This window comes from Streptomyces sp. WMMC1477, assembly GCF_027460245.1.
In the GTDB taxonomy this organism is placed as follows: domain Bacteria; phylum Actinomycetota; class Actinomycetes; order Streptomycetales; family Streptomycetaceae; genus Streptomyces.
Genome location: NZ_JAPZBD010000003.1, coordinates 4,907,523 through 4,930,288, shown reverse-complemented (window position 1 = coordinate 4,930,288; position 22,766 = coordinate 4,907,523). Strand labels below are relative to the sequence as shown.

Below are 22,766 nucleotides of genomic sequence, written 5' to 3'. Positions count from 1 at the left end.
TGCTCCGCGGATCGGGGAGGGGCCCGGCGGCGTCTTTGGACTTCTCCGGCTCCTCGGACCTGCGGGGGGGGCTACGGGCCAGGATCCACGGGCTCCGCTCCAGGGGAAGGCCGGCGCCCGGAGCCGGCCCGACCGGATCACCCGCGACGGGCTCTTCAGCTTCATCGAGACCTTCCGCAACCGGCTTCGCCCGCGCAAGCTCAAGGCCTTCGGCCACCTCACCCCGGCCGAGACCAGACGGGGACACCAACCTGCCCTCGCGGCCTGGCCATCGAGTGTCCGAACTCACGAGGGGGGATTTCAGAAGGCTTCTCGCCCCCCTGCACCGGGGGCAACGCCTCGGGTGGCGAGAACGCAGCTCGGCGGTGGGTGTCGGAGCTGAAGACACCTGGGGCCGGTACGCCGAGGACGTCCTCACGGCTCGACGTACCGGTGGTCCCCGGCCGTGGCACCGTCCTGCGCGGACGGTGCCACGGCCGGGTTCAGGACTTGCCCAACTGGTCACGGATGAAGGCGAACATCTCGTCGTCGCTCGCCGACTCCAGCCGTTCGGCCGCCGACCTGCCCTCCTTCCCGGCCGTACCAGTGCCCTTCCACAGGTCGACCATCTCCTGGAGCCGGGAAGCGACGGTCCTGTCCCGCAGGCCCGCCTCGGCGGCCCGTGCGATCAGCTCCCCGAAGCGGTCCAGCTCGCGCTGCACGACGACGAGGTCCACCTCCTCGTCAGCGAACAGCTCGTGGAGAAGGCGTTCGACCAGGGCTCCCGCGTTCGGGTGGTCGAAGACCAGCGTCGCCGGCAGCTTGAGGCCGGTTGCCGCGCCGAGCCGACCGCGGAACCGCACCCCGGTCAGTGAGTCGAAGCCCAGGTCGCGGAAGGACCTGCCCTGGTCGAGGACCGCCGAGGCGTCCTGTCCCAGTACCGCCGCGACGTGGGTGCCGATCAGGTCGAGCAGCGCCTGCCGGCGCGCGGACTCGGTCAGTTCCGCGAGCCTCTCCCGCAGGGCGTCGGCGGTCTCCGCGTCCGGCTCCTGTTCCGCACCCGCCGCCTCCACCACGCGGCGTGCCTCGGGGAGGTGGTCGAGGAACGCGCTGCGCCGTACGGAGGTGAACACCGGCGCAAAGCGCTCCCAGGCGACGTCCGCGACGGCCAGGCAGGCCTCGTCCTGGTCGAGCAGGTGTCGCAGCACGGTCAGCGCCGAGGCGGGCAGCAGCGGCGGCAGCCCCTGCCGTTCCAGGGCGCCGAGCATGTCGGCCGCCTGATCCGCCTCCTCCCGGCTCACGCCGTCGGCCCGGCCATCGAGGAGGTCCCACACCGCCCAGGCGATCGAGGTGGCGGCCAGCCCCCGTGCGCGGCGCCGGGAAGCGAGTGCGTCGAGGGAGGCGTTGGCCGCCGCGTAGGCGGCGTGGTCGCGGCTGCCCCAGAACGCCGAGATCGAGGAGAACAGCACGAACGCGTGGAGCGGGACGTCGTGGAAGACCTCGTCGAGGTTCTGGGCCCCCAGGACCTTGGTGCGGCCGTTCGCGTCGAGGTGGGCGGCGTCGACCCCGGTCAACGTCCCCAGCTCCAGTTCGGTGGAGGTGTGGACCACCGTCCGGACGGCGGGTCCGGATCGCTCGGCCTCCGCCACCGCGTCGGCCAGGGCCCGTCGGTCGGCGACGTCGCAGGCGGCCACCGTCACGGTGGCCCCGTCCTCCCGCAGCTCTCTCAGGAGGTCCTCCGCACCCGGGGCGGCCGGTCCCTCGGCGCTCAGGAGCAGCAGGTGCCGTACCCCCTCGTCGACCAGCAGACGGGCCACCGCGGCGCCGAACGGCTCGGTCCCACCGGTCACCAGGGCCGTCCCGTCCGGCTGCCAGGTGGCGCCGCCGCTGCGGGCACGGGGCCGGGCGCGTTCCACCCGCCGTCCCCACGTACCGTCGCCGCGCACCGCCACCTGGTCCTCGTCGCGGGCGGCCAGCACGGCGGTCGCCCGCTCCCACGCGCCCTCGTCCAAGGTCTCGGGCAGGTCGATCAACCCGCCCCACAGCCCGGGATGTTCCAGGGCGGCGACCCGTCCCAAGGCCCACAGCGGGGCCTGGGCGGCCGAGGGCGCCCCCGCCCCGCCGTCGGACTCGCCCACGGCGACCGCGCCCCGGGTGAGGGTCCACACGGGCCCGTCCGCGTCGGACTCGTCCAGCGCACGGACCAGCGTCACCGTGCCCATGAGCCCCGTCGTCACGTGTTCCGCCCCGGGGTGCGACCGTTCGTCGAGCCCCAGCAGCGACACGACGCCGGACACCGGGCCGTCGACGGCAGCCCTGAGCTGTTTCGCCCACGCGGCGTGCCCGGGCCCGAACCCGCCGGTCTCCACCTCCACGCGGACCGGCCGGGCACCGCGGGCCCGCAGGCCGTCCTCGCAAGCCGCAACCAGGTCCTCGTCGACGCCCGCGACGGTGCCCGGGTGCGGCGCCACCACCAGCCAGACACCGGACAGCGTGGCCGGCGCGGCGGGCAGGCGGAGCCAGGTCTCCCGGTAGCAGTGGGACTCCACCAGCGCGTCCTCACCACGCCGTCGACGCCAGGCCGACAGAGACGGCAGCACCTCCGCCAGCGCCGAGCGGTCCACCTGGCCCGCCGCGTCGAGTTCGGCGGCCAGCGACTCCAGGTCGCCCGCTTCCACCGCGCGCCAGAAGTCGGCAGCCACCGCGTCCTCGGCTGCGCCCTCGGCACCGGCCGCCACCACCCCGGTCAGGGCACGGCCGGCACCCGGGGCGGCGGGTTCGAGCCAGAAGCGCCGCCGCTGGAAGGCGTAGGTCGGCAGCGTCACCTGACGGCGGGAGGCGCTCCCGAAGACCCGGGCCCAGTCCACCGGCACGCCGGCCGCGTGGGCCTCGGCCACGCTGGTCACGTACCGCCCGACGCCGCCATCGTCACGCCGCAGCGTCCCCAGCGCGACGGGTGCCACGCCGTCCGCCGTCCCGCTACGGGCCGCCAGCACGTCCTCGATCCCGGCGAGCAGCACGGGGTGAGGACTGGCCTCGATGAACACCCCCGCCCCAGAGCGCGCCAGCTCCTCCACCGCCGGGGCGAACCGCACCGGCCGCCGCAGATTCCGCACCCAATACCCCGCGTCCAGCGTCGCGGTGTCCACCACCCCACCCGACACCGTCGAGAAGAACGCCACCGACGACGAGGACACCGGCCTGATCCCCGCAAGCGCCTCCTCAAGACCCGCACCGATCTCCTCCACCTGCGGCGAATGCGAGGCATAGTCCACCCCGATCCGACGCGCCCACACCCCCTCCCCCTCACACCGGGCCAAAACCTCCTCCACCGCACCCACCTCACCGGAGACCACCGTCGACGCCGGACCATTGACCGCCGCCACACCCACCCGGCCCCCCCACGCCGAAACCAGCTCCGACGCCGCCTCCTCACCCAACGCCACCTGCGCCATCGCCCCACCACCCGCAAGCGACACCAACGCCTGCGAACGCAACGCCACCACCCGCACCGCATCCTCCAACGACAACCCACCCGCGATATGGGCAGCAGCGATCTCACCCTGCGAATGCCCCACCACCACATCCGGCACCACACCCACCGACTCCCACAACCGCGCCAACCCCACCATCACTGCGAACAACACCGGCTGGATCACATCCACCCGGCCGAGAAACTCCTCATCGCCCTCACGCAGCACGTGCGTCAGAGACCACTCCACCAACGGCGCCAACGCCTCCTCACACTCCGCCACCACACCCGCAAACACCTCACTGGAAGACAGCAGCTCACGCCCCATCCCCGCCCACTGCGAACCCTGACCCGGGAAGACCATCACCACACGGCAGTCGGAGCGGGCACGACCGCGTACGACGTCGGGCCGCTCCTCTCCGACGGCCAACGCTTCGAGAGCGGCGAGCATGCCCTTCCGGTCGCGGGCGAGCACGACGCCGCGGTGCTCGTGAGCGGCCCGCGTGGTCACCAGTGACCAGCCGACGTCCGTCAGTGGCGTCGTCGTATCACCCGCGACCACGTCGTGCAGGCGCCGCGCCTGCGCGGCCAAGGCCGCAGCGCTGCGGCCCGACAACGCCCAGGGCACAGGGTCACCGGTTGTCAGCAGACCACGCTCCGGCTCGACGGACGAGCCTCCCGCGCCCTCCTGCCCGTCCGGGCGCGCGGCGTCCCCGGTTTCCGGTTCGCCACGCTCACCGGCCACCGGCGCCTCCTCGAGGATCACGTGCACGTTGGTGCCGCTCATGCCGAACGACGAGACGCCGGCTCCGCGCGGCCGACCACCGGTCTGCCACTCGACCGGCTCGGTCAGCAGCCGTACCGCGCCGGAAGACCAGTCGATGTGCGGCGAGGGCTCTTCCACGTGCAGTGTCTTCGGCATGACGCCGTGCCGGATCGCCATCACGGTCTTGATGACTCCGGCCACGCCGGCGGCCGCGGCGGCGTGGCCGATGTTCGACTTGACCGAGCCGAGCCACAACGGGGCGCCCTCCGGGCGCCCTTGACCATAGGTGTCGAGCAGCGCGTGTGCCTCGATCGGATCGCCCAGGGTGGTGCCGGTCCCGTGCGCCTCGACCATGTCGATGTCGGCCACCGTCCGGCCGGCGTGGGCCAGGGCCTGGCGGATGACCCGCTGCTGCGAGGGGCCGTTCGGCGCGGTGAGGCCGTTGGAGGCGCCGTCCTGGTTGACCGCGCTGCCCCGCACCACCGCGAGCACCTGGTGGCCGTTGCGCACGGCGTCGGACAACCGCTCCAGCGCGAGGACGCCCACCCCTTCGGCCCACCCGGTGCCGTCGGCGTCCGCGGAGAACGCCTTGCACCGGCCATCGACCGCCAGACCGCGCTGCCGGCTGAACTCGATGAACCCGGCGGGGCTCGGCATGACCATCACCCCACCCGCCAGCGCGAGCGAGCACTCGCCGCCTCGCAGCGCCTGTGCCGCCAGGTGCAGCGCCACCAGCGAGGAGGAGCAGGCGGTGTCCACCGTGACGGCCGGCCCCTCCAGGCCCAGGGCATAGGACACGCGGCCGGAGACGACACCTCCGGCGGTACCGGCCAGTGCGTGGCCCTCGGTGCTCTCAGCCCCCAGGCCGTAGCCGGACGGTGAAGCGCCGACGAACACCCCGGTCTGGCTGCCTGCCAGCCTCGCAGGACTGATGCGGGCGCGCTCCAGCGCTTCCCAGGCGGTCTCCAGAAGCAGCCGCTGCTGCGGGTCCATCGCCAGCGCCTCGCGGGGGCTGATGCCGAAGAAGTCCGCGTCGAACTCACCCACGTCCGGCAGGAAGCCGCCGTAACGGGTGTAGCTCGTGCCCTCGTGGTCAGGGTCCGGGTCGTAGAGCTCCGCCAGGTCCCAGCCCCGGTCGACGGGGAAGCCCGAGATCGCGTCACCGCCCTCGGACACCAGCCTCCACAGGTCCTCGGGGGAGGTCACGCCGCCGGGGTAGCGGCACGCCATGCCGATGATCGCGACCGGCTCGTCCGCCGGCCTCGGCCCGGAAGCAGCCGCCGCCCGTGCCGGCGCCCGGTCCGTCACGTCGGAGACCTTGCTGAGGAGGAAGCGGGCGAGCGTCTGCGGCGTGGGATGGTCGAACACCAGCGTGGCCGGCAGGGAAAGCCCGGTGGCCGTGGCCAGCGTGGCCCGCAGTTCCATGGCCGTCAGCGAGTCGAAGCCCAGGTCCGTGAAGGCCCGATACGGCTCCACGGCCTCCGGGTCCGCATGGCCGAGGACGGCTGCCGCCTCACCACGCACCACGGCCAGGACATGGCGCTCAGCCTCGCCCCGCGGCAGCCCCGCGATCTGCTGCCGCAGTCGCGCCTCCGCCGCCGCCCCGGAGGCACCCGACGCCCGCGCCGCGGCAGCCTCCCTCACCTCCGGCAGCCCGCTGAACAGCGCGCTCGGCCCGGCCAGCGTGAACAGCTCGTGGAAACGCGGCCAGTCGACGTCGGCGACGGCCATGTACGCCTCGTCCTCGTCGAGCACCTGGCGGAGCACCGTCATGGCCGACTCGGGCGGCAGCGCGCCGAGTCCCTGACCGCGCAGCCGTCGCCGCACGTCGTCGGAGGCCGCCATGCCTCCCTCGGCCCACGGCCCCCAGGCGATCGACGTCCCCGCCAGCCCCCGGGCACGGCGCGCCAGGACCAGGGCGTCGAGCGCGGCGTTGGCCGCCGCGTAGGCCCCCTGACCGCCGCTGCCCCACGTACCCGCCACGGAGGAGAAGACGACGAACGCGTCGAGCGCCTGCTCGCCCGCAGCTCCTGAGGCATCCGGCATGCCCAGCGCGTCGGGCGCGTCGGGCGCGTCGGGCGTGTCGGGCGTGTCGGCGAACAACTCGTCCAAATGGCGCGCGCCCGTCACCTTCGCCGCCACCACCTCGGCGACCTCGTCGAGATCGGTGTCGACGAGGAAGGCCGGCCGCCCCGACCCGGCAGCGTGGAAGACCGAACGGATCGGGGGGCCCGAGACCCGCGCCTCGGCGACAACGTCGCGCAGCGCCCGGCCGTCGGTCACGTCGCACGCCACTACCGTGACCTGAACACCCCGCGTCTCCAGATCGGCCACCAGCTCGTCGCAACCCGGTGCGTCGCTGCCCTGCCTGCTCAGCAACAACAGGCGCGCCGCGCCCTCGTCGGCCGCCCAGCGAGCCACCCGGGCGCCCAGCGCACCCGTGCCCCCGGTGATCAGTACGGTGTCGCGAGGGGACCACGACCGCGTCGGTGCGTCCGGCACGGACGGTGCCCGTTCCAGCCTCCGGGCCCGGACGCCCTGCGCCCGCACCGCGATCTGGTCCTCCCGCACGCTGTCGCGGTCACCTCCGGCGGCGACGGCCGAGACCGCCTGCTGCCAGGCAAGCTCGTCCGCCCGGTCCGCCCGGTCCGGCAGGTCGAGCAGCCCGCCCCAGAACCGGGGGTGCTCCAGCGCTGCGACACGACCGAGCCCCCAGAGCTGTGCCTGCACCTCGTCGAGCGCGGGGTCGTCGTTCCCCGTCAGCACAGCACCCCGGGTGACACACCACAGCGGACCGCCGGGTGCCCGCTTGCCGCCCCCGCTGCCGCTCGCTTCGCCGTTCCCGTCTGCGTCTGCGTCTGCGTCTGCGTCTGCGTCTGCGTCTGCGTCTGCGTCTGCTGCGATCGTGGCCAGGGCCTGGACCAATGTCACGGTGGCCGCGAGACCGTAGGACAACCCATCCGGGTGCGGCCGCTCGTCCATACCCAGCAAGGAAAGAGTGGCCCCCGGCTCCCCTGCCGAAGCGAACTCCGAGGACAGCAGCTCGGCGAACGCCGCTCGGTCCGCAACGACGGTGTCGGGAACGTCCAGACGGTGGAAGCGCCCGCCCGCAGCCGTTACGGCCGCCCGGCAGCCCTCGACCAGCTCCTCGTCGGCGCCGCTAGCAGGGACCAACAGCACCCACGTGGAAGCCAGTTCCGCCGTGCCCGCTTCGCCTACAGGCGTCCACGTCACGCGGTAGCGCCAGCCGTCCAGGAGCGCGTGCTCGCGTCGGCGGCGCCGCCACTCCGAGAGCGCCGGGACGACCTCGGCCAGCGAGGACGGCACATTCTCGGCATCCCACCCCAGCGTCGTGGCCAGTGATGCGACGTCCTGGTCGTCGACGGCGTCCCAGAAGGCGCCTTCCGCAGCGTCGACCGGCGCCTCCGAGAGCGCGCCACGGGCATCACCCTCCAGCCAGTAGCGCTGGTGCTGGAACGCGTACGTCGGCAGATCCGCCGCCGACGCCCGCGGCAGCAAAGCCCCCCAGTCAGGAGTGGTCCCCGTGACATAAACCCGCGCCAACGCCGTCAACACCGACAACACCTCACCCTGCCCCGACCGACAACTCGCCACCACCTCCACCGACGACCCCTCAGACACCACCTCACGCAACAACCCCGACAACACACCCCGCGGCCCCACCTCCACAACCTTCCCCAACCCACACCCACCCACATACTCCGCCACCCGATCAAACCGCACCGCCGCCCGCGCCTGCTCCACCCAATACCCCACACCCCACGCATCACCATCCATCACCTCACCCGACACACCAGAAACCACCGGAACACCCCCACCACAATGCACAACACCCCCAATCGCCTCAGCAAACTCACCCAACATCGGCTCCACCAACGGCGTATGAAACGCCCGCGACACCTCCAAACGCCGACACCGCACCCCACCACCCTCACCCTCCAACCACTCCACCAACCCCTCCACCACACCCGGCACACCCGCCACCACCGTCGACGCCACACCATTCACCCCCGCCACCCACACACCCACATCCCCCAACCCCCCACCACACCAACGCCCAACAGCCTCCTCCACCCACCCCACCGAAGCCCCCACCGACACCATCACACCCGGCTCCAACCCCTGCATCAACCGACCCCGAGCCGCCACCACCCGCACCGCATCCTCCAACGACAACACCCCCGCCACATGCGCCGCCACCACCTCCCCCACCGAATGCCCCGCCACCACCGACGGCACCACACCCCACGACTCCCACAACCGCGCCAACGCCACCTCAAACGCAAACAAACCCGCCTGCGTATACACCGTCTCACCCAACCAACCAGCCTCCACACTCCCCTCCCGCGCCCACACCACATCCCGCACACCAAACGGCACCACACCCCCCAACTCCACATCCAACAACCCACACACCTCACCAAACACCTCCGCAAACACCCCAAACTCCCCCGCCAACTCACGCCCCATACCCAAACGCTGAGCACCCTGACCCGAAAACACCCACCCCACACCACCCGACACCACCACACCCGACACCACACCCACCCCCGACTCACCAGCCGCCACCGCACCCAACCCCGCAACCGCCCCACCACGATCACCAGCCAACACCACCGCCCGATGCTCCAACCCCGCACGCCCCAACGCCAACGAACGACCCACACCCACCAACGACACCCCAACCCCACCACCCGACCCCAACCACTCACCCAAACGACCCGCCTGAGCCACCAACCCCCCAACCGAACGCCCCGACACCACCAACGGCACCACACCACCCAGCCCCACCACACCATCGTCACCGGCACCATCGGCGCCCACACCCTCCTCACCCTCCACAACCTCCTGCCCCCCAGGAGCCTCCTCCAAAATCACATGCGCATTCGTCCCACTGATACCGAACGACGACACACCCGCCCGACGCGGACCACCCTCCACCTCCCACGCCACAGACTCCGACAACAACTCCACCGCACCCGACGACCAGTCAATGTGCTCCGAAGGCTCATTCACATGCAGCGTCCTGGGAAGCCGACCATGACGCATCGCCATCACCATCTTGATCACACCCGCCACACCCGCAGCCGCCTGCGCATGACCAATATTCGACTTCACCGACCCCAACCACAACGGACCCCGACCCTCACCCCGCTCCTGCCCATACGTCGCCAACAACGCCTGCGCCTCAATCGGATCACCCAACGACGTACCCGTCCCATGCGCCTCCACCACATCCACATCCCCAGCCGACAACCCCGCACTCGCCAACGCCTGACGAATCACCCGCTGCTGCGACGGACCATTCGGCGCCGTCAAACCATTCGACGCACCATCCTGATTCGTCGCACTCCCCCGCACCACCGCCAACACCCGATGCCCACGACGCCGCGCATCCGACAACCGCTCCACCAGCAATACACCAGCCCCCTCCGAGGGACCGAAGCCGTCCGCGGACGCCGAGAACGCCTTGCACCGCCCATCCGCGGCCAGTGCCCGCTGGCGACTGAAGCCCACGAAGACGTCGGGTGACGCCATGACGGTGACGCCGCCGGCCAGCGCCATCGAGCACTCACCATTGCGCAACGCCTGCACCGCCAAATGCAGAGAGACGAGCGACGACGAACACGCCGTGTCCACCGACATCGCCGGCCCCTCCAGCCCCAACGCGTAGGCCACCCGACCCGACACGACGCTGGCGGTTTTACCGGTGATCGAGTACCCCTCGACCCCCTCTGGGAGTTCGCCGACTCCGACGGCGTACCCGGAGCCCGCAGTGCCCATGAAGACGCCGGTACGGGTGCCCTTGAGCGAAGTCGGATCGATACCCGCACGCTCCAAGGACTCCCACGCCACCTCCAACAACAACCGCTGCTGCGGATCCATCGCCAACGCCTCACGCGGCGATATCCCGAAGAACCCCGCATCAAACCCCGCAACACCCTCAACAAACCCACCACGCCGCGTATAACTACACCCCTCCCGATCCGGATCAGCATCGAAAAGCCCCTCCAGATCCCACCCCCGATCCAACGGGAAATCACCAATCGCATCCCCACCCTCATCCACCAAACGCCACAAATCCTCCGGCGAACCCACCCCACCAGGAAAACGACACGCCATACCCACAATCACCACCGGATCATCCACCACATCCCCCACCACCGGAACCACAGCATCCTCACCCCGCACCGCCAACCCACCAACAGAACCAACCAACTCCCCCCGCAGATAAGACGCCAACACCAACGGCGTCGGATAGTCGAACACCAACGTCGCCGGCAACCGCAAACCCACCGCAGCACCCAACCGGTTCCGCAACTCCACCGCAGTCAACGAATCAAAACCCGCATCCCGAAACGCCCGATCAGCCTCCACCCCCGCAGCACTCCCATGCCCCAACACCACCGCCGCATGCGAACACACCAACTCCACCAACACATCCAACTGTTGCGTTTCTTCGAGTTGGGTCAGGCGGCTGCGGAGGCTCTCGGTCTCCTGCTGGTCGTCGCTGTGGGCGAGGCGGCGGGTGGTGCGGGAGGTGGTGGAGGGCAGCAGACTGCGCATCGGGGCCGGCAGCGCCCGCAGGTCCGCCTCGGTGGTGTTCGCCGCCCGCAACCGGGCGGTGTCCACTGTCGCGGCCATCACCACCGGCCACCCGGACTCCACCGCTGCGTCGAGGAGTTGGAGTGCGTGGGCGGCGGGCATCGGCGCGAACCCACGCCGCGCCAACCGCGCCCGATCCGCCTCGGCCATACCCCCCGTCAACGCACTATCGTCCTCCCACAAACCCCACGCCACAGAAACAGCCGGCAACCCCCGCCCACGACGGAACTCAGCAAGCGCATCCAAAAACGAATTCGCCGCCGCATAATTCCCCTGCCCCGGACCACCCAACAAACCCGCCATCGAAGAAAACAACACAAACCCAGCCACCCCCGGCAACCCACACGTCGCCTCATGAAGCCGCCACGCACCATCCACCTTCGCCCGCAACACCCCCCGCACACGCTCCTCCGTCAAATCCCCCACCAACCCGTCATCCAACACACCCGCCGCATGCACCACACCCGTCAACGAATGACCAACAGGAACAGCAGCCAAAGCCCGAGCAACCCCCTCAGCCTCAGCAACATCACACGCCACCACCTCCACCCGCGCCCCCATACCCACCAACTCAGCACGCAACTCCCCAGCACCCGGCGCCTCCAACCCCCGCCGCGACACCAACACCACACTCGCCTGCCCATGCACACCCACCAAATGCCGAGCCACCAAAGCACCCAACGTCCCCGTACCACCAGTAATCAACACCGTCCCATTCCGATCCAACCGCCGCGGAACCGACACCACCATCTTCCCCACATGACGCCCCTGACCCATAAACCGCAACGCCTCACGCACCCGCCGCACATCCCACACCCGCAACAGCAACGGCTCCAACACCCCCGCCTCCATCAACCCCACCACCTCAACCAACATCTCCTGAATCCGATCCGGACCCGCCTCCCGCACATCAAACGCCCGATACGAACGCCCCGGAAACTCCGCCGCAACCTCCCCCGCATCACGAACATCCGTCTTACCCATCTCCACAAAACGACCACCCTCAGCCAACAAACGCAACGACGCATCCACAAACGGACCCGTCAAACTATTCAGCACCACATCCACACCACGCCCACCAGACGCCTCCGCAATCACCCCCTCAAACCCCACCTCCCGCGAAGAAGCAATCCGCTCCGCAGCCACACCCTGCCCACGCACCACCGACCACTTCGCCTCACTCGCCGTCGCAAACACCTCCACACCCCAATAACGCGCCAACTGCAACGCCGCCAAACCCACCCCACCCGCAGCCGCATGCACCAACAACGACTCACCCCGCTCCACCCCCGCCAAATCCACCAACCCATACCACGCCGTCAAAAACACCGTCGGCACCGACGCCGCCACCTCAAAAGACCACCCCGACGGCATCCCCACCACCATCCGATAATCCACCACCACCTCAGCCCCAAAACCCCCCTCACACAAACCCATCACCGCATCACCCACCGACACACCCACCACCCCAGCACCCACCTCAACCACCACACCAGCAAACTCCGCACCCATCACCGCCGCACCCGGATACCGCCCCAACGCAATCAACACATCACGAAAATTCACCCCCGCAGCCCGCACCTCCACCCGCACCAACCCCACACCCACCTCAACCACACCCACCTCAACCACACCCACATCCTCCAACGAACCCCGACCACCCACCGGCTCCAACCGCCACACACCACCATCCGGAACCACCACACCACCACCAACCACACCCCCCACCAAACGCGGCACCAACACCCTCCCACCCCGCACCGCCACCAACCACTCCCCCACACCCACCAAACCAGCCACCAAACCCCGCACATCCACCACACCCACAGACCCCACACCCGGATCCACATCAACCAACACCACCCGACCCGGATGCTCCGCCTGCACCGAACGCACCAAACCCACCACCGCAGCCTGACCCGGATCCACCACCCCACCCTCAACCCCAACACCACCACACGTCACCACAACCAAACGCCCCCCACCCCCACCCGACAACCACCCCTGCACCACACCCAAACCCTCCACCACCACACCAGCCACCCCACCCGGCACATCACCCAACCCCCCAAACCCCACACCACCCCCAACACACCACACCACCGACCCAACCCCCACCCCACCCGACACCACACCATCAACCCACTCCCCCACACCCACAACCCGCTCCACACCCACACCCGTCAAACCACACCGCTCCGCCAACACATCCGAACCCACCACCAACCACGAACCCGAAGCCGACTCCGCGTCCACACCATCCCCGGCACACACCTCCACACCCCGCAACTCCTCCCACTCCATCGCGAACAACGAGTCCTCCCCAGCCGGCACCGCCGCACGCAACTGCCCGTCATCCACCAACCGGGCCACCATCGACTCGATCACCGCAACCGGCTCACCCGCCTCATCCACCACCAACACCCCCACCTCATCCCCACCCACACCCCTCAACCGCGCCCGCACACCCACCGCACCCGACGCCAACAACCGCACACCACGGAACGCGAACACCAACCGCGTCCCCTCACCCTCACCCAGTCCCAGGAGCGACGTCTGCAACACCGCGTCCAGCAGTGCAGGGTGCATCCCGAACCGCCCCGCCTCCTCACGCAGCCCCTCAGGCAACACCACCTCGGCAAACACCTCACCCCCCGCACCACGCCACGCCCCACGCAACCCCTGAAACGCCGGACCATACACATACCCCCGCCCCGCAAGACCCTCATAGAACCCCTCCAACCCCACCGACACCCCACCCACCGGAGGCCACACACCCAACCCCTCCACCACGTCACCCACGTCAGCAATACCCAACGCCCCCACCGCGTGGCAGGTCCAGGTGTGGTCGGTGTCGGTGTCGTGGGCCGGACGGGAGTGCACGGTGACTTCACGCCGACCGCCGTCGTCAGCCGCACCCACCCGCACCTGAAGCTGCACCGCACCCTCACCCGACAGCACCAACGGCGCCTGGAGCGTCAACTCCTCCACCACCTCACAGCCCACCTCATCACCCGCACGCACCACCAGATCCACCAACGCCGCCCCCGGCAACAACACCACCCCATGCACCGCATGATCAGCCAACCAAGGCAACGCCCCCAACGACAACCGCCCCGTCAACAACCACTCATCACGACCAGCCACCCCCACCGCCGCACCCAACAACGGATGACCCACCGCCCCCAGACCCACCTCACCCACATCACCCACACCACCCCGCCGCACACCCTCCAACCAGAACCGCCGCCGCTGAAACGCATACGTCGGCAGATCGACATGCTCGCGGACCCCGTCACCAGACCCCGGAAGAACAGCATCCCAGTCCAACCCCACCCCGAAAGCGTGCGCCTGGGCGGCGCTGGTGAGGAACTGCGTCCAACCACCCCGATCCCGGCGCAACGTCTCCACCACCGCTGCCACCTCGGCCCCTCCACCCGCGCCGGACGCCTGGAGCGTGTCGGTGATACCACCGGTGAGCACGGGATGAGGACTGACCTCGATGAACACCCCCGCCCCAGAACGCGCCAACTCCTCCACCGCCGGAGCGAACCGCACCGGCCGCCGCAGATTCCGCACCCAATACCCCGCATCCAACGACGCGGTATCCACCACCCCACCCGACACCGTCGAGAAGAACGCCACCGACGACGAGGACACCGGCCTGACCCCCGCAAGCGCCTCCTCAAGACCCGCACCGATCTCCTCCACCTGCGGCGAATGCGAGGCATAGTCCACCCCGATCCGACGCGCCCACACCCCCTCCTCCTCGCACCGGGCCAAAACCTCCTCCACCGCACCCACCTCACCGGAGACCACCGTCGACGCCGGACCATTGACCGCCGCCACACCCACCCGGCCCTCCCACGCCGAAACCAGCTCCAACACCGCCTCCTCACCCAACGCCACCTGCGCCATCGCCCCACCACCCGCCAACGACACCAACGCCCGCGAACGCAACGCCACCACCCGCACCGCATCCTCCAACGACAACCCACCCGCGATATGAGCAGCAGCGATCTCACCCTGCGAATGCCCCACCACCACATCCGGCACCACACCCACCGACTCCCACAACCGCGCCAACCCCACCATCACCACGAACAACACCGGCTGCACCACATCCACCCGACCCAGAACATCCTCATCACCCTCACGCAACACCTCCGTCAACGACCACTCCACCAACGGCGCCAACACCTCCTCACACTCCGCCACCACACCCGCAAACACCTCACTCTCACGCAACAGCTCACGCCCCATCCCCACCCACTGCGAACCCTGACCCGGAAACACCATCACCACACGACCCGGCACCACCACACCCGACACCACACCCGCCGCCGGCTCACCAGCCGCCACCGCACCCAACCCCGCAACCGCCCCACCACGATCACCAGCCAACACCACCGCCCGATGCTCCAACCCCGCACGCCCCAACGCCAACGAACGACCCACACCCACCAACGACACCCCAACCCCACCACCCGACCCCAACCACTCACCCAAACGACCCGCCTGAGCCACCAACCCCCCAACCGAACGCCCCGACACCACCAACGGCACCACACCACCCGACCCCACCACAGCCCCATCCCCAGACTCCACAGACTCCTCCAGCGGAGCCTCCTCCAAAATCACATGCGCATTCGTCCCACTGATACCGAACGACGACACACCCGCCCGACGCGGACCACCCTCCACCTCCCACGCCACAGACTCCGACAACAACTCCACCGCACCCGACGACCAGTCAATGTGCTGAGAGGGTTCGTCCACATGCAGCGTCCTGGGAAGCCGACCATGACGCATCGCCATCACCATCTTGATCACACCCGCCACACCCGCAGCCGCCTGCGCATGACCAATATTCGACTTCACCGACCCCAACCACAACGGACCCCGACCCTCACCCCGCTCCTGCCCATACGTCGCCAACAACGCCTGCGCCTCAATCGGATCACCCAACGACGTACCCGTCCCATGCGCCTCCACCACATCCACATCCCCAGCCGACAACCGCGCACTCGCCAACGCCTGACGAATCACCCGCTGCTGCGACGGACCATTCGGGACGCTGAAGCCGCTGCTCGCCCCGTCCTGGTTGACGGCGGAGCCGCGGACCACGGCCAGTACCTCGTGACCGTTGCGCACCGCGTCGGACAGCCGCTCCACCAGCAGCATGCCCACGCCTTCCGACCATCCCGCTCCGTCGGCGGCGGCAGAGAACGACTTGCAGCGTCCGTCCGGAGCCAGTCCACGCTGGCGGCTGAAGCCGACGAAGACTCCTGGCGTGGGCATCACCGTCGTGCCGCCGACGAGGGCCATCGGGCATTCGCCGTTGCGCAGCGCCTGCGCCGCCAGGTGCAACGCCACGAGCGACGACGAACACGCCGTGTCGACGGTGACAGCGGGGCCCTCGAGACCGAAGGTGTAGGCCAGTCGGCCCGAGACCACGCTGGCGACAGCACCTGTGCCCAGGAAGCCCTCGAACTTGTTCCCGCCGTCTTCGAGCAGCTTCGCGTAGTCGTGGTACATGGCTCCGGCGAAGACACCGGTGGTGCTGCCGCGCTGTGAGCGGGGGTCGATGCCGGCTCGTTCGAACGCCTCCCAGGCGACCTCCAGCAGCAGCCGCTGCTGGGGGTCCGTGCCGAGGGCCTCCCGCGGCGATATGCCGAAGAACTCGGCGTCGAAGTCGGCGACGTTCTCCAGGAACCCGCCCTTGAGGACGTAGGTCTTGCCCTCCGCGTCGGGGTCCGGGTCGTAGAGGTTCTGCAGGTCCCAGCCACGGTCGTCGGGGAAGTCCGAGATGGCGTCCCCCGCGGACTCGACCAGACGCCACAGGTCCTCCGGGGACGTCACGCCGCCGGGAAAGCGGCATGCCATGCCGACGATCGCGATGGGCTCCTGGCTCTTGGCCTCACGCTCAGCCAGGCGTTGACGCGTGTCCCGCAGATCGACAACGACGCGGTTGAGATATTCCCGGAGCTTCTTTTCCTCGCTGGTCATCGTTGTCTACCCCTCTGGGAAGCCGGAGACCACCCTGCACACGCCTGCGTCAGAGTGATCCCAGCTCCTTGTCGATCAGCTCGAACATTTCCTCGTTCGTCGCAGCGGCCACGTCGTACGCGTCACCGCTGTCCGAACCCCGCCCGCCACTCTTCTCCACCGCGCGCAGCATGTCCCTGAGCATCTGCGCCCACTGCTCCCGCGTGGCGTCGTCCGGGGAGCAGTCCGCGAGTTCCCGTTCCGCGGTCCTCAGGGCCTCGTCGGCCTGACGGCACCCGTCCTCCCCGGAGGCTTCTTTCAGTAGTCCGAGTTCCCCGAGGAGGTGCGCGGCGAGCGCGGAGGACGTGGGACGGTCGAAGGCCAGAGTGGCGGGGAGCCTCAACCCCGTCACGGCGCTGAGGCGGTTGCGAAGCTGGACGGCGGCGAGGGAGTCGATCCCCATGTCCACCAGGCCTCTGCTCGGTTCCACGGCCTCAGGCGAGGCATGGCCGAGTACGGAGGCCACGTGGGTGCGGACCACGCTCAGCATCAGCGACCCGCGTTCCGCTTCCGGCAACGCGGCCAGCTCGGCCGGGAGGGCGGAGCCCGCGGTGTCGCCCGTGGGGGCGCCCGCGGCGCGCCCCCTGCGCACCGGCTGCCGGACCAGATCCCGGAAGAGGGGCGAGAGCACGCCGGCGGCGGCCTCCTCCCTCAGGCCGGGGAGGTTCAGGCGGACCGGTACCAGCAGCTCCTCCGAGGTGCCGTCGCCGTCCTCCTCGCCCCTGATCGCCGCGTCGAAGTGGCGCAGGGCGACCTCGGTGGGCAACGTCAGGAAACCGCGGTGCGCCAGTCGGCTCTCGGTGTCCTCGCCCGCCTTCCTGACCAGCGCGCTTTCCGGCTCCTCCCAGATGCCCCAGCCGAGGGACACCGCGCGGGTTCCCTGCGCCCGCAGGGGACGTACCAGGGCGTCGAGGAAGGCGTTGGCCGCGGCGTAGTTGCTCTGACCGGCGTTCCCGACAACCCCGGCGGCCGACGAGAACAGCACGAACGTCCGCAGGCCCGTACCGCGAGTGAGGTGGTGGAGGTTGAGCGCGGCGTCAACCTTCGGCCGCAGCACGTGCCGCACCCGATCCCCGTCCATCGCGCCGACGAGGCCGTCCTCCACGGCACCGGCCGCGTGCACGACGCCCGTGAGCGGCGCGGACGCGGGGAGGCCACGCAGGACGGCACCCAGCCCATCATGGTCGGCGGCGTCGCACGCCACAATGTCGACGGTGGCCCCGCGCTTCCGCAACCGGTCCCGCAGAGCGGGGGCGCCCGGCGCATCGATGCCGCGTCTGCTGACGAGCAGCAGGTTCCGCACCCCGTGCTCGGCCACCAGGTGGTGCGCGAGGAGGGCGCCGAGGGCGCCCGTGCCTCCGGTGACGAGCACCGTTCCGTCCCCGATCGCGCGGGGAGGGGAGGTGGGCATACCGGGGGGAGCCGAGTCGGTGGGGGCAGCGGCCCGGGCACCGGAGGGGGCCCGCACCAGCCGCGGGACGAACGCCGAGCCGCCCCGCATCGCGACCTGCGACTCACCCGCCGCCCGTGCCGCCGCCACCACCCGGTGCAGCGCGGAGACCACATCGGCGTCCGCGGGTGCGCCGCCGTCCACGGCGGCCCCGGCGTCCAGGTCAACGAGCAGGAAACGTCCCGGGTTCTCGGACACGGCTGACCGGAGCGCACCCAGCCCAGCGGCCTGGGCCGCGTCGGGCAGGACGTCCGCACCGTCGTGGACGATCTGAGCACCGCGGGTCACCACGACGAGCTGCGCGTCGGAGAACCTGTCGTCCGACAGCCACCGGCGCGCCTGGTCGAGGACCTGGCAGACGGTGTCGTGCACCTGTTCCGCGTCCGGGAGCGGCCTCGGCCCCGTGCCCCCGTGCTCCTCCGAGCAGGGCATCAGCCACACCAGCGTGCCGGGCAGCGGTGCCCCGCCGTCGACCGCCTCAGCCAGGCCATCGAGGTCTGCGGGGAAGTCGGCCCCGGTACGTGGCTGCCTCGTGCCAAGCACCGCGAGGGCGGGGGACGCGGCTTCCGGGTCGGCCGGTTCCAGCAGCAAGGGGTTCCACCGCACCGCGAACAGCGAGTCGTCCGCGAGAGCCGTGGCGTCCCGCAGGGCCTCCGGCGCGGCGGGCCGGGACACCAGAGACCGGACCACCGCCACCGGCTGACCGTCGGCGTCTGCCAGCCGAACACAGACCTGTCCCTCACCGGACCGCCTCAGGTGGACGCGCAGGGCGGTGGCCCCCGAAGCGAGCAGGCGTACGCCGTGGAAGGCGAACGGCAACCACACCGCGTCCGCCCGTTGCCCCAGGTCCTCGATCACCACAGCATGCAGCGCGGCGTCCAGCAGAGCGGGGTGGATGCCGAACCCTCCGGCCTCCTGATGCAGTTCGGCGGGGAGGGACACCTCCGCGTAGAGGTCCTGGTCCCCGCCACGCCAGACGGCGGTCAGGCCCTGGAACGCCGGGCCGTACTCGTACCCCGCCCGGGCCATGCGCCCGTAGACGCCGCCGTCGACCGCACCGCTCGGGTCACCGTCGGCGTCGATCCGCCGGGCCCCGGCAGGGGGCCACTCGGCCAGATCGGGCGTCCTCTCGTCGTCGGGCCACACTGTGGCGCCACGGGGGTCGGCGGCGTGCAGGAGGGCAGTCGCGTGGCAGGTCCAGGTGTGGTCGGTGTCGGTGTCGTGGGCCGGACGGGAGTGCACGGTGACTTCACGCCGACCGCCGTCGTCAGCCGCACCCACCCGCACCTGAAGCTGCACCGCACCCTCCCCCGACAGCACCAACGGCGCCTGGAGCGTCAACTCCTCCACCACCTCACAGCCCACCTCATCACCCGCACGCACCACCAGATCCACCAACGCCGCCCCCGGCAACAACACCACCCCATGCACCGCATGATCAGCCAACCAAGGCAACGCCCCCAACGACAACCGCCCCGTCAACAACCACTCATCACGACCAGCCACCCCCACCGCCGCACCCAACAACGGATGACCCACCGCCCCCAGACCCACCTCACCCACATCACCCACACCACCCCGCCGCACACCCTCCAACCAGAACCGCCGCCGCTGAAACGCATACGTCGGCAGATCGACATGCTCGCGGACCCCGTCACCAGACCCCGGAAGAACAGCATCCCAGTCCAACCCCACCCCGAAAGCGTGCGCCTGGGCGGCGCTGGTGAGGAACTGGCGCAGGCCGCCGTGGTCCCGGCGCAGCGTCTCGACGACGGCGGGGCAGCCGGCCGGCGCGTCGGTGCCCGACGCCTGGAGCGTGTCGGTGATACCACCGGTGAGCACGGGATGAGGACTGACCTCGATGAACACCCCCGCCCCAGAGCGCGCCAGCTCCTCCACCGCCGGGGCGAACCGCACCGGCCGCCGCAGATTCCGCACCCAATACCCCGCGTCCAGCGTCGCGGTGTCCACCACCCCACCCGACACCGTCGAGAAGAACGCCACCGACGACGAGGACACCGGCCTGATCCCCGCAAGCGCCTCCTCAAGACCCGCACCGATCTCCTCCACCTGCGGCGAATGCGAGGCATAGTCCACCCCGATCCGACGCGCCCACACCCCCTCCTCCTCGCACCGGGCCAAAACCTCCTCCACCGCACCCACCTCACCGGAGACCACCGTCGACGCCGGACCATTGACCGCCGCCACACCCACCCGGCCCTCCCACGCCGAAACCAGCTCCAACACCGCCTCCTCACCCAACGCCACCTGCGCCATCGCCCCACCACCCGCCAACGACACCAACGCCCGCGAACGCAACGCCACCACCCGCACCGCATCCTCCAACGACAACCCACCCGCGATATGAGCAGCAGCGATCTCACCCTGCGAATGCCCCACCACCACATCCGGCACCACACCCACCGACTCCCACAACCGCGCCAACCCCACCATCACCACGAACAACACCGGCTGCACCACATCCACCCGACCCAGAACATCCTCACCACCCTCACGCAACACCTCCGTCAACGACCACTCCACCAACGGCGCCAACACCTCCTCACACTCCGCCACCACACCCGCAAACACCTCACTGGAAGACAGCAGCTCACGCCCCATCCCCACCCACTGCGAACCCTGACCCGGAAACACCATCACCACACGACCCGGCACCACCACACCCGACACCACACCCGCCGCCGACTCACCAGCCGCCACCGCACCCAACCCCGCAACCGCCCCACCACGATCACCAGCCAACACCACCGCCCGATGCTCCAACCCCGCACGCCCCAACGCCAACGAACGACCCACACCCACCAACGACACCCCAACCCCACCACCCGACCCCAACCACTCACCCAAACGACCCGCCTGAGCCACCAACCCCCCAACCGAACGCCCCGACACCACCAACGGCACCACACCACCCAGCCCCACCACACCATCGTCACCGGCACCATCGGCGCCCACACCCTCCTCACCCTCCACAACCTCCTGCCCCCCAGGAGCCTCCTCCAAAATCACATGCGCATTCGTCCCACTGATACCGAAACCGGAGACGGCCGCCCGACGGGGGCTTTCGTCGCGCTCCCACGTCACCGCCTCCGTGAGGAGTCGCAGCCTCCCCGTCGACCAGTCGATGTGCGGGGAGGGTTCGTCCACGTGCAGGGTCTGGGGAAGCCGGCCGTGGCGCATGGCCATGACCATCTTGATCACACCCGCCACACCCGCGGCCGCCTGCGCATGACCGATGTTCGACTTCACCGACCCCAACCACAACGGCTTCGTCGGGTCCCGGTCTTCGCCGTAGGTCGCCAACAGGGCGTCTGCCTCGATCGGGTCGCCGAGGGGCGTCCCGGTGCCGTGCGCCTCGACCACGTCCACCTCCCCGGCCGACAGCCGGGCGTTCGCCAGCGCCTGCCGGATGACGCGCTGCTGGGACGGGCCGTTCGGCGCGCTCAGCCCACTGCTGGCGCCGTCCTGGTTCACCGCCGAACCGCGCACCACCGCCAGCACCTCGTGACCGTTGCGCACCGCGTCCGACAACCGCTCCACCAGCAGCAGGCCCGCCCCCTCCGCCGGACCGAACCCGTCGGCGGCCGCTGAGAACGCCTTGCACCGCCCGTCCGCGGCCAGTGCCCGCTGACGGCTGAAGTCGATGAACGTCCAGGGATCGGGCAGCACCGTCACGCCCCCGGTCAGTGCCATCGAGCACTCACCGTTGCGCAGCGCCTGGACCGCCAGGTGCAGGGCCACCAGTGATGACGAACACGCCGTGTCCACCGTGACCGCGGGCCCTTCCAGGCCGAAGGTGTAGGCGAGCCGACCAGACACCACGCTGGTGAGGTTCCCGGTGAGGGTGTAGCCCTCGATGCCCTCGGGGAGCGGTGTGGCGCCCGAGATGTACCCGGGGCTTCCGGAGCCGATGAACACCCCGGTGTTGCTTCCGCGCACCGCTGTCGGGTCGAGGCCCGCGCGCTCGAAGGTCTCCCACGCGGTCTCCAGCAGCAGCCGCTGCTGAGGATCCATCGCCACGGCCTCACGCGGTGAGATCCTGAACAACTCGGCGTCGAACGCGGTCGCGTCCTCGACGAACCCGCCCTGCCGCGTGTACGTCGTCCCTTCGACATCCGGGTCGGGGTGGTAGATGCCCTCGACGTCCCACCCGCGGTCTTCCGGGAACGCCGAGACCACGTCGCGGCCTTCGGAGACCACGCGCCACAGCGACTCGGGCGAGTGGGCGCTCCCGGGGAGACGGCAGCCCATGCCCACGATGGCGATGGGCTCGGAACGCCTGGCCTCCATGTGTTTGATCTGCTGCCGCGCCTCACGCAGGTTCCCGGTGACCCGCTTGAGGTACTCGCGAAGCCTCTCTTCGTTGTCAGTCACCTGGCCATGCCTCCCACACGCGTGACGCG

Annotated in this window: 1 protein-coding gene and 1 pseudogene; both read right to left on the bottom strand. The window is 70.0% G+C overall.

Annotation, left to right across the window (positions count from 1 at the left end; all coding sequences use genetic code 11):
• Positions 1 to 482 precede the first annotated feature (482 nt).
• Positions 483 to 16,853 carry a type I polyketide synthase gene (locus O7609_RS21595; RefSeq protein WP_269744077.1) on the bottom strand — a complete coding sequence of 5,457 codons (16,371 nt, stop codon included), beginning with the start codon at positions 16,851 to 16,853 and terminating at the stop codon, positions 483 to 485.
• A 49-nt stretch (positions 16,854 to 16,902) separates the two neighbouring features.
• A pseudogene (locus tag O7609_RS21590) lies at positions 16,903 to 22,716 on the bottom strand (SDR family NAD(P)-dependent oxidoreductase); the annotation flags it as partial.
• Positions 22,717 to 22,766: the final 50 nt, after the last annotated feature.